This is a genomic window from Kutzneria buriramensis (assembly GCF_003387475.1).
In the GTDB taxonomy this organism is placed as follows: Bacteria; Actinomycetota; Actinomycetes; order Mycobacteriales; family Pseudonocardiaceae; genus Kutzneria; species Kutzneria buriramensis.
Genome location: NZ_QUNO01000047.1, coordinates 1 through 9,652 on the forward strand (window position 1 = coordinate 1; position 9,652 = coordinate 9,652).

Here is a 9,652-nt window from a genome sequence, read left to right on the forward strand (position 1 = left end):
CGGGCAAGAGTCCCGAGTGAACAGGGCCAGAGAGCCCCCTACGTCAGGAGACGGACATGATCGGGAACCTGAAGATCGACCAGCGCGCCACCTTCGCGGGCCTGGTCTTCTTGTCGTGCGAGGCCAAGCGGGAGATGGGCTCCGACCGGCAGGCCACCACGAAGGACGGCCAGCTGAAGTGGGAGGTCCAGGTGCTCGGGGCCGTCCGCAACCAGTTCGGCCAGCTGTCGAACGAGGTCATCAAGGTCGGCATCGTCGCCCGGCAGAACCCGGCTGAGGGGATCGCCCCGTTCACGCCCTGCGAGCTGGGCGACTTCGAGGTCGGCGTCATGGAGAAGACCAAGAAGAACCCCGACGGCACCGAGCGGATCGTCGGCGTGACGGTGTGGTTCCGGGCGACCGAGATCGTGCTGGCGGCCGGCGCGGCGGGCAAGGCCGCGTGATGCGGGGCTGGCTGATGGAGTCCCGGCCCAAGGTCGTCGACGGGCCGGGCTCCCCGGTACAGGCCACGGACCCCACCGGCCAGCCGCTGTGGGAGGTCACCCTGGCCATCCGGCCGAAGGTGCGTCAGCCGGTGGAGCTGGTCGTCGTCCAGATCGGCCAGCCCCGCGACCCCGGCGACATCCTCCAGCCCGGCGAGTGGGTCGAGGTCCTGCCGGCGATCCTGCGAAGGGTGGCGTGATCATGACCGGCCCCCGTCCGGCGCGGTTCTCGCCACCGGCCCGGTTCCACGAGGTGGTCTACCTGCGGTCGGAGCTGGCGACGGCGACGCACCAGCACCGGCTGCACAGCTGGCGCGTGAGCGTGCTCGCCCACTTCGACGACCTGGCCGGCGTGGAGCACTTCGAGGTCCTCGACATCCGGATCGTCGCTGATCAGGATCCCGGCCAGTACATCAAGCCGTTCGAGCACGCGGAGCTGATCGGCTTCCGCGTCCAGGAGTACCCCGGTGCGCAGCCGGGTCAGGTGGTCCGGTGGTTCGCGGCCGAGCAGGTGCGAGGGAGGCAGTGATGAACAGCAAGGCGGAGTCCGCGGTTCGCTGGAGCATCACCGCTGGTCTGGGCCTGATCGGCGCGGCCGCCGGTTTCACCCACACCCACGACTGGGCCGTGCAGAGCGGTCAGGACGGGTGGCTGGCGTGGGCGGACGCCGTGGTCATCGAGTGCATGGCGCTGGTCGCCGGGCTGGAGCTTCACCGCAACCCCCGGCGACCGGCGTTCCCGATCACGGTCATGGTGATCAGCTTCCTCGTGCAGATGGCCGGCCAGGTCGCGCTGGCCCAGCCCAGCGTCCCGGGCTGGCTGCTCGCCGCGACGCCCGCGCTCGGCTTCCTGGTCACGGCGAAGCTGGCCATGCGCGGGCTCGCCGCCAACGACCAGCAGCCGCCGGCCCCGGTGGAGCAGGCCGTCGCCACGCGGATGGTCCGGGTCGACCCGGCGCCCGAACCGGTCCGGGAGATCGCCCCGGCGGAGACCCCGGTCGACATCCCGGAGCAGCCGGTCAAGGTCAGCGCGGCTCCCTCGTGGCCGCCTCAGTAGGAGGCCGAAATGCGGCTCTACATCGATGACAGCGTGGTCGAATACCTGCTCGACAAGATGAAGCCGTGGAGTGACACGTGGCTGATCGGCGTGTACTCCCAAGTGTTCTGGTCGGTGGACGTCGAACTCAACGGCGAACACCCGAAATGGGAGTCGGAGCTGCTCGACAACGCGGTGAAGAACCCCGGTTCGCAGACGGTTGACATGTTCAGCAGCAATCCGTGGGGATAGGAAAGGGTGATCGGAAATGGCGGGAAAGGTTGGTGTCACCGGCAAGGTAAGCGACGAGGTGAAGGCCGCTCGGTGCGGCATGACGTTGGAGCAGTGGCGCAAGGCGCAGCAGGGCGTGAAGACGAACAAGACGCGCGGTCGCCGGGCGACGGGTGAGGGCGTCGACTTCTCGACCCCGGTCGCCGGTCAGCTCGACATGTTCGCCGGGTAGTGATCCCAATGGCGTGCGGCCACTACTACGTGAAGGTGCTCGGCTTGTGGTTCTGCGTCCACTGCGGACACACCAAATGAATCAATGACCTACTGAAGTCAGTATCTCAGTACCGAAGGGAGTGAGCAGAAATGGCCGTTGTCGAACTCGCCGGAAGCGCCCCGAAGGCGCGGAAGGACGCGAACTTCGAGAGCAAGTCGGCCCGCAAGCGGCGCAGGAAGGGCCTGGTCAGGGGGGCCGTCGCCAACGCCGTGAACGAGGCCAAGCTCAACCGGCAGGCCAAGATCGAGTTTTACCGCAAGGTGCGGCTCATGAAGGAGCGGCGTCGCCGAATCGCGCATGAATTGGCGCTGGTCGCCACGCTGGTCGGCGGAATGGAGCGCGAGGTGGTCCAGGTCGGCGACCGCATCAAGGGCGTCGACGGCTCGTACCTCGGCGAGGCGTTCGGCAAGACGAAGGAGGCCCGCGCCTCCGTCAGCGCGTACGCGGAGGACTGGTACTCGTTCTCCCGGGCCCGGATCTTCTACTACAAGAACGGAAAGGCGGTGCCGGCGTAATGCTCACCGGGCGAGTCGACGAGATCGACGTTCAGATCGAGAAGGTCCACCGGCTGATCGAAACGGCCGGCAGGGATGACCCGGACGTGGCAGCGGGCGCGGCCAGTGCTCAGAAGGCCGGAAACGTCCAACGGAAGATCGACCAGGCGTGCGCGGCGGTCGAGACCCTCGACGGTCACATCCGTGACCTGGTGGCCCAGCAGCGGGCCGCGTAGCTCCAATCCTCGGCAGTAGCGGGGAGCCAATTAGAACGAATTCGAGCGGGGCTCCCCGCTTGCCCAAAACAGGGGTGAACGTCATGGGCAACACCATTCTCAAGTGGACCGCAAACCTGCTTTTCAGCCTTGCCGGCCTGATCATCGTGTGGGCGCTGAAGTCCATTTGGTACGGCGCGGTGTACGCCGTGCGTCACCCCCGCACCTCGACCGCCCTCGGCCTCGTCGGCGGCGCGGTGCTGCTGCTGGGCTGGGAGACCGTGGTGGCCCTGGTCGGGCTGCTGGTGATCACCGGCTCGACCTGGAAGGCCGCTCACCAGGGCTCGTGGGACCGGTTCGTCGGCGAGTTCCTGCGGACCTGGCTTCGCCGCTGGTGGACCTACCGGCGGGTCTGGGAGCGCGTGATGCGCCGCTGCGGCCTGGTGGTCGAGGTCGACGACGAGATCCACTACCCGCAGATCCGCAAGGTGTCCACGACGCCGTTCTGGGACCGGCTGGCCATCGACATGCAGGTCGGCCAAGAGATCGGCGAGTGGACCTCGGCCGGCGAGAAGCTGCGCCACGCCTTCAACGGCGAGCGGATCGCCGTCCGCGAGATCAAGCCGCGGGGCGTGGAGCTGTCCCTGATGCGCCGCGACCCGTTCCTCCACGTGCCGGTGCCGGCCGCGACGATGCCGGCCTGCACCGAAGACATCGACTACACGGCGCTGCCCGTTGGCCTGACCGAGTACCTGGAGCCGTTCACCGTCTCCGTCGTCGGCGGCCACCTCTCCGGCGCCGGAACCGCCGGCTCGGGCAAGGCCGGCGTGGAGTGGAACGTGTTCCGGGCGCTGGCCCCGGCCATCGCGGACGGCTCGGTCCGGCTGACCTTCATCGACCCGAAGGGCGTCGAACTGCGGCAAGGCCGCGCGCTGCTCCAGGACCAGGAGCGCGACTACGCCTCGACCGCCCCGGCCGTGAAGGACCTCCTCGCCCGGCTCGTCGACGACCTCGAGGAGCTGAAGGAGGAGCGCGGCGAGGCCGGCGAACGCGACCACGTGCCCAGCCCTGAGACCCCGCTCAACCTGATCTGCATCGACGAGCTGGCCCCGCTGCTGGCCTACTGGCCCCGCGCGACCCGCGACAAGATCGAGGACTCCCTCGGAATCCTGCTCACCCAGGGCCGCGCGCTGGGCTACATCGTGATCGGCCTCGTGCAGGAGCCGACGAAGGACATCTTCCGCGTCCGCGACCTGTTCCAGCGTCGCCTGGGCCTGCGGCTGCCGACCGAGGACCACACCGACGCCGCCCTGACGGACAAGGCCGTCGACCGGGGCGCGGGCTGCCACAACATCCCCGAGAGCTTGCCCGGCGTGTGCTTCGCGCTGGCCGATGGCGAGAAGGCCGCGATCCGCGCCCGCCTCGGCTACGTCCGCGACCAGGACATCGCCGACCTCATCGCCCACGTGCAGCGACTGCGCGAGGCAGCACGGTTCGAGGCCCGCCGGACGGCGGCCGGAGAAGAGAAGGAGGCCGCGTGATGCGGGAAGTGACCAAGGGACTGTTCGGCACGTGGGTCCGGTGGACCACGGTGATCGCCGTGGCGCTGGGCGTGGTGGCCCTGACCCAGCCGGGCCCGGTCGTGCTGGCGGCGGTGATCGTCGCCGGGCTGCTGGAGCTGACGCTGATCTCCCGAATGCTCGGGGCGTGGCGGTCGGTCGCCGAATACCGGTGGTTCTGGTGGTGGCGCTGAACGGCCAGGTCGGGAATCTCGCCGTGATCACGTTCGGCGTGTCGCCGTGACGCAGGGGCCTTGACCGACAAGGGTGTGGCGGAGATCGCCGTGAAATGGCGAAGGGCCCGGTGCTGGTAACACCGAACCCTTCTCAACGGCGGTCCCGGATCGACCCTCACAGACGAACCAACGGGACCATAATGCCTGCCGCAATTGTAGCCGGCCTTTCGCCGGCTGTGCATCCTCCTCATGGGGACACGCCGTCCGGTGCACTCACGGGTGACGCCGTTGACCTGATCAGCCAACTGTGGCAGCCCACGTTCCCCTCGCCGGAACTGGTCGACCAAGCCGCGGCTCTCCTGCCGCAGGTCCGCAGGGCCGCCGGCCCCGATCACGTGCTGACCGAGGGCCCCCGGACGTACATCACCATCGGCCCCGGCGTGATCTCGGTCCGGACCAAGGACTTCGCCCGGGCCCAGCGCACGGCCGAGCGGGAGATCGCCCGGCGGGAGATCGACGTCGACCTGCTGACCTCGTTCCTGCAGGAGCGGGGCGAGTTCCCGGAGGACCCGGAGCCGACCAGGGTCATCAGCGAGTGGTCGCGCAAGTCGCAGACCAAGATGATCGAGACCTACTCGGCGCTCGACTTCACCCCGATGTACACCGACCCGACCCGGGTGCCGGCCATGCTGACCCTGACCTACCCGGGGGACTGGCTGACCGTCGCACCGACCGGCCGCGCGGTGAAGGACCACATGAAGGCCCTCCGCAAGCGCTACGAACGTGCCTGGTCAGAGCCCCTGCGGTGCATCTGGAAGCTGGAGTTTCAGCGCAGGGGAGCGCCGCACGTGCACATGCTGATGGTGCCCCCGCACGGCGAGGCCGACAGCCTGCGGTTCCGCGAGTGGGTGAGCCGGGCCTGGGCCGACGTCGTCGCGCATCCGGACCTGGAGGAGTACCAGCGGCACCTGCGTGCCGGCACCGGGGTGGACTACGCGGAGGGCCTGAAGGCGTCCGACCCGCGCCGGGTGGCGGTGTACTTCTCGAAGCACAGCACGTTCCGCGACAAGGCGTACCAGCACATCGTCCCGGAGGAGTGGCAGGAGCCCGGCGCCGGTCCAGGGCGGTTCTGGGGCTACTGGGGCCTGAAGAAGAAGGTCGTCGTGACCGAGGTCGACCAGCTGCCCGGCACCCTGGCCGGCCGCACGCTGCGCCGCTGGTCAGCTGCCCAGCAGGTCACCCGGCAGGCGTCGCGCCCGCGCGTGAAGGGCGGTCGGGTGGTCAGCAAGTACCCGGAGGTCCAGGGCCTCGCCGGGGCGCTGCTGGTCGAGTCGCGGCCGGCACCGAAGTACCGGAACACCCGGACCAAGGCCGGCAGGATGAAGAACAACCGAGGGTTCGTGGTCGTCAACTCCGGCCCGGAGATGGCCTCGCAGTTGGCCCGTTACCTCGATCAGCGGCTACGTGATGTGAATGGCCAGAAAGGCTACTGACCTCAGTACATCAGTAGATGAGTAGTTGCTGAATTACTGACTATTCCCGGTGAAGTCGACCAGAGACGGGAAAGGGCCCCGGTGTACTTCCGGGGCCCTTTTCGGCGATTTTTCGGAATCCGAGCTACTTCGTGCGCCGCGTGGCCTGCTGCTCGGCCGCAGGCTGTACCTGGCTGCGCAACTGCGTGTTCTCGGCCTTCGCCTCGGCCAGCTGCTGACGCAGGTCGGCAACCCGCTCCCGCTCGGCCGCGAGGTCGGTCCGCTGCTCGGCCACCACGGCCTCGGCTCGCTCGGCCCGGCTCCGGTCGACCTGGAGACGCTGGATCTCGCCGCGCGCCTGGTCCAGCTCGGTCCGGAGCTGCTGGACCGTCGTCTCCAGCTGGTCAGCCCGGCGCCGCTCGGCCTCCCGCTCGGCCGTCGCCGTGGCCAGCTGCCCGTGCGCCACTTCAGCCCGGGTGTTGCGCTCCTGAACCTGGTCGCGGAGCTCCGCGATGAGCTCCTCAGCGGCACCGAGGCTGTTCTCCAGCTGCTCGACCCGGCGGTGCTCGTTGTCGCGGTCGGCGGTGACGGTGGCCAGCTCGCCGCGCAACTGCGCGATCTGCCCGGTCAGCTCGACCCGCTGCTCCGCCAGCTGCGTCGCGGTGCGCGCCTCGGCCGTCTGCCGGATCTCCTGCTCGGCCTGGACGCGCTCGGCCCGGACCGCCTCCAGCGTGGCCTCCGCCCGCTCCAGCTGCCGGCGGGCCTCGGCTGACGCCTGCTCCGCGCTGGTGATCTCGCGCCCCTTGGCCAGCAGCGCCTCATCGAGGGCGGCGATCCGCTGCGTCAGCTGCTCGGCACGCTCGCCGGCCTTCACGGCGTCGCTGTCCGCCTCGTCGGCCCGGGCCACGGCGGCCGCCAGCTCCTCGGCCATGGCGCGCTCCCGCTCGACCGCCCGCGCCTGCCCGGCCTCGGCCTGCTCGACCTGCTGACGGGCCTTCGCGAGGCCCTGCTCGATCTGCCGCTCGATCTCCGCCGAGTCGACGTTGGACACCCGCCGCGACAGCTCAGCGGTAGCCGCGGCGAGGTGCTGGGCCAGCACGGCCATGGGCACGTCGTCGGCGAGACCGAGCGCGGCCAGCGACTCCCGGGTGCCGGCGGTCCGCTCCAGCGGCTGACCCTGCTTGCGCTTGTAGGAGGCCCTGGCCCGGTGACGGTTGCGCTCCTGCTCGTCGCTGCCCGCGTAGCTGCTGCCCTCGTGGGTGATCTGCTCGCCACACCCGCACGCGCACGGCCCGTACGTCGCCATCTCCGGTCTCCTGCCTGGTGTTTCGCCTGGTCCCGCCCTGTTACCTCCAGTCTACGCCTACGTAGAACTCTACGCAAGTCTACGTCTGCGTAGATCTACGTAGCTTACGTCTACGTAGACGTAGAGTCTACGCCACCCGAATGGAGTAGATGTCAGTACTTCAGTACGTCAGTAGATACTGATACACTGGTGTCATGAGCGCACAGATAGTGATCGCGGTGGTGAACCTCAAGGGCGGGTCGACGAAGACCACGACCGCCGCGCACCTTGGGTCCGCGCTGCATGAGGCTGACCTGCGGGTCCTGGGTGTCGACGCTGACGGGGAGAACCAGCACCTCGCGGCGTGGCAGACGGCGGGCAACTGGCCCTGGTCGGTGGTCGGCATGGCCGTGCCCAACCTGCACAAGCAGCTCCCGGGCGTGGTGGGCGACCGGTACGACGTCGTGGTCATCGACACGCCGCCGATGAAGGAGCACCGGGGCGTCGTGCTCAGCGCGGTCCGGCTGGCCACGCACGTGGTCGTGCCCCTGGCGCCCACCGGCATCGAGTACCAGCAGTTGCCCGCGGTTCGCTCCCTGATCGACGACGCCGCCGACCTGCGACCGGACGGCAGGAAGCCCGTCGTCGCGGTGCTCCTCACCCGCTGCGTGCCGGGTGCGTCGTCGACCGGGACATATCGTGACTTGATCACGGCAGACGGGTTCACCGTCTTGAAGGCGCAGGTCAACAGGCTGGAGAGGTTCGCGCAGGCGTTCGGCGACCCGATCGTGGGCGCGGCCAACACGGCGTACGGAGACGCAGCGGACGAGCTGCTGGAGCTGGAGGTGTCGGCATGAGCGCGGCGAAGACGGCGGCGGACAAGCTGAAGGAGAAGGCGGAGCGGCTCCGCCGGCAGCAGGCCGAGCAGGCGTCCGGGCAGGAGCAGCAGCAGCGCCCGTTGGCGGCCGCGCCGGATGTCCACACCAAGCCCATCCGGTCGACGGTGGACCTGAGCCCGGACCAGCACGCCAAGCTGAAGGCGTGGTGCGGCAACGTCGCCGTGGAGATCGGCCGGTCGCGGGTGACCACTCAGGACGTCATGCGCACGCTGGTCGGGCGGCTGCTGGATGACCCGGGGCTGGCCCAGAACGTGATCAGGGACCTCCGTCAGCTGGGCTGAGCAGGCCCCGGACCAGGGCGGATGTTGATCTCGGGTCGGATGTTGATCTACTGATCTCAGTAACTCAGTATTGACTGATGTACTGAGTTACTGATAGACTGGGTACATCAGGGAGAGAGACACCAGGGAGACCGAGATGACCAGCAAGCTGGAGCAGGCCAGCAAGAAGATGGACCAGATCATCGCCATGCTGGGTGCTCAGGACCTGGCCGAGATCGCCGGGGGCCTGGCGCACGACGTCTACCTGAAGGCCGTCGACGAGACCCGGGTCGAGGTGGCGAAGGGGGTCGAGGCCCACATGCTCAGCACCAAGGACCGGGGCATGTACAACGGCGAGAGCCCGGACTACTGCATCGTCCAGATGCTGACCGAGGAGCCGACGACCGAGAAGGACGGCACCGTAACGCCGCCGCTGGTCACCGACGAGAAGCTCCGTGAGCTGGGCAAGGACTTCGCCCTGGACGGCGTCGACGACGTCTTCCGGCAGGGCATGAAGTTCGCCCTCCTGCTGGTCGGCAGCCTCGACTACGACATCTGATCACCCGGGGCCCGCGCGAACCCCCGCCGCGCGGGCCCCGATCCCCCCCGGTAGAGCACGGCCAAGCGCGAGGAGAGCGCACATGGACCTGACCACCGCGATCAAGATCGTTGCCGACGACACCCGCACCGAGGCCCCCGAGCGGACGTGGACCGACGCCGAGGCCATCGCCTCCGCCCGTGACGGCGGCCTCGACGACCAGGACCTGACGGTGATCGCCGACCTCATGGACGCCACCACGCGGACCGCCTACGCCGTGGTGCTGGACGCCAGCGACGAGGAGATCGCCGACGCCCTGAGCTGACCTGCAACCTCCCTGATCAGGAGCCCCGCGCGGACCCCCTGCCGTGCGGGCTCCGTCGCGTCCACGGCCCGTTCTGGCGCCCGCCCGGGGACTGATCTCACCATCTACTGATGTACTGAACTCAGTACACGCGAGGGGGCCCCTTCTCCATCCCGTCACCCTGGCTGCCGTACATCACTGCTGGTCAGAGGGCCTGCAACTGATCATGTCCCGCCGGCGTCGGTGCCAAGCTTGCAGGCCCTCTGACCAGCAGTGATAGGCGTCCCTGCCTGGGTGACGGGATGGAGAAGGACCAGGCCCCCGGAACCGCCGGCAGGCCAACACCCCCTCCATCCCGGAGCCCTGCCCGTCCGGCGAGGACATCTCTTGATCAGTGAACTCCGCCCCGAACACCACTCGCGCCGCCG

16 protein-coding genes are annotated in these 9,652 nt (G+C 68.9%); 15 read left to right on the plus strand and 1 reads right to left on the minus strand.

Features of this window, described 5'->3' with window-relative positions:
- Positions 1-56 precede the first annotated feature (56 nt).
- The 11 genes from BCF44_RS54325 (at position 57) to BCF44_RS54375 (ending at position 5,959) form a co-directional block, all read left to right on the plus strand.
- Entirely contained in the window at positions 57-443 is a 387-nt protein-coding gene (locus BCF44_RS54325; protein ID WP_116182444.1) for a hypothetical protein, read from the plus strand.
- Entirely contained in the window at positions 443-682 is a 240-nt protein-coding gene (locus BCF44_RS54330) for a hypothetical protein (protein WP_116182445.1), read from the plus strand. Before BCF44_RS54325 ends, BCF44_RS54330 begins: the two co-directional genes overlap by 1 nt.
- Before the next feature lie 2 nt (positions 683-684).
- Positions 685-1,011, plus strand: coding sequence for a hypothetical protein (locus BCF44_RS54335; RefSeq protein WP_147329098.1), 327 nt, complete (start codon positions 685-687; stop codon positions 1,009-1,011).
- Entirely contained in the window at positions 1,011-1,538 is a 528-nt protein-coding gene (locus BCF44_RS54340; RefSeq protein WP_116182447.1) for a DUF2637 domain-containing protein, read from the plus strand. The genes BCF44_RS54335 and BCF44_RS54340 overlap by 1 nt, the downstream gene beginning before the upstream one ends.
- Before the next feature lie 9 nt (positions 1,539-1,547).
- Positions 1,548-1,769 carry a hypothetical protein gene (locus tag BCF44_RS54345; protein ID WP_116182448.1) on the plus strand — a complete coding sequence of 74 codons (222 nt, stop codon included), beginning with the start codon at positions 1,548-1,550 and terminating at the stop codon, positions 1,767-1,769.
- A gap of 16 nt (positions 1,770-1,785) precedes the next feature.
- The gene (locus BCF44_RS54350) at positions 1,786-1,980 is read left to right on the plus strand and encodes a hypothetical protein (protein ID WP_116182449.1); all 195 of its coding nucleotides are present in this window, start codon (positions 1,786-1,788) and stop codon (positions 1,978-1,980) included.
- A 131-nt stretch (positions 1,981-2,111) separates the two neighbouring features.
- Positions 2,112-2,537, plus strand: coding sequence for a hypothetical protein (locus BCF44_RS54355; RefSeq protein WP_116182450.1), 426 nt, complete (start codon positions 2,112-2,114; stop codon positions 2,535-2,537).
- On the plus strand, positions 2,537-2,752 hold the full coding sequence (locus BCF44_RS54360) for a hypothetical protein (RefSeq protein WP_116182451.1): 216 nt from the start codon (positions 2,537-2,539) through the stop codon (positions 2,750-2,752). Before BCF44_RS54355 ends, BCF44_RS54360 begins: the two co-directional genes overlap by 1 nt.
- Before the next feature lie 83 nt (positions 2,753-2,835).
- Complete coding sequence (locus BCF44_RS54365; protein WP_147329099.1) at positions 2,836-4,272, plus strand: hypothetical protein; 1,437 nt, start codon at positions 2,836-2,838, stop codon at positions 4,270-4,272.
- Positions 4,269-4,484, plus strand: coding sequence for a hypothetical protein (locus BCF44_RS54370; RefSeq protein ID WP_170218283.1), 216 nt, complete (start codon positions 4,269-4,271; stop codon positions 4,482-4,484). The genes BCF44_RS54365 and BCF44_RS54370 overlap by 4 nt, the downstream gene beginning before the upstream one ends.
- Before the next feature lie 218 nt (positions 4,485-4,702).
- Positions 4,703-5,959, plus strand: coding sequence for a rolling circle replication-associated protein (locus BCF44_RS54375; RefSeq protein ID WP_116182454.1), 1,257 nt, complete (start codon positions 4,703-4,705; stop codon positions 5,957-5,959).
- 124 nt (positions 5,960-6,083) lie between these two features.
- On the opposite strand, the gene BCF44_RS54380 is transcribed toward BCF44_RS54375, so the two are convergent.
- Entirely contained in the window at positions 6,084-7,244 is a 1,161-nt protein-coding gene (locus BCF44_RS54380; RefSeq protein ID WP_116182455.1) for a coiled-coil domain-containing protein, read from the minus strand.
- 194 nt (positions 7,245-7,438) lie between these two features.
- On the opposite strand from BCF44_RS54380, the gene BCF44_RS54385 reads away from it, so the two are divergent.
- The 4 genes from BCF44_RS54385 to BCF44_RS54400 all read left to right on the plus strand — a co-directional run bounded on the left by BCF44_RS54385 (position 7,439) and on the right by BCF44_RS54400 (position 9,245).
- Positions 7,439-8,080, plus strand: coding sequence for a ParA family protein (locus tag BCF44_RS54385; RefSeq protein WP_116182456.1), 642 nt, complete (start codon positions 7,439-7,441; stop codon positions 8,078-8,080).
- Positions 8,077-8,403, plus strand: coding sequence for a hypothetical protein (locus BCF44_RS54390; RefSeq protein WP_116182457.1), 327 nt, complete (start codon positions 8,077-8,079; stop codon positions 8,401-8,403). Before BCF44_RS54385 ends, BCF44_RS54390 begins: the two co-directional genes overlap by 4 nt.
- Positions 8,404-8,539: 136 nt before the next feature.
- Positions 8,540-8,941: a hypothetical protein gene (locus BCF44_RS54395; RefSeq protein ID WP_116182458.1), complete on the plus strand. Its 402-nt coding sequence runs from the start codon at positions 8,540-8,542 to the stop codon at positions 8,939-8,941.
- A gap of 82 nt (positions 8,942-9,023) precedes the next feature.
- Positions 9,024-9,245 carry a hypothetical protein gene (locus BCF44_RS54400; protein WP_116182459.1) on the plus strand — a complete coding sequence of 74 codons (222 nt, stop codon included), beginning with the start codon at positions 9,024-9,026 and terminating at the stop codon, positions 9,243-9,245.
- The last annotated feature ends 407 nt before the right edge of the window (positions 9,246-9,652 follow it).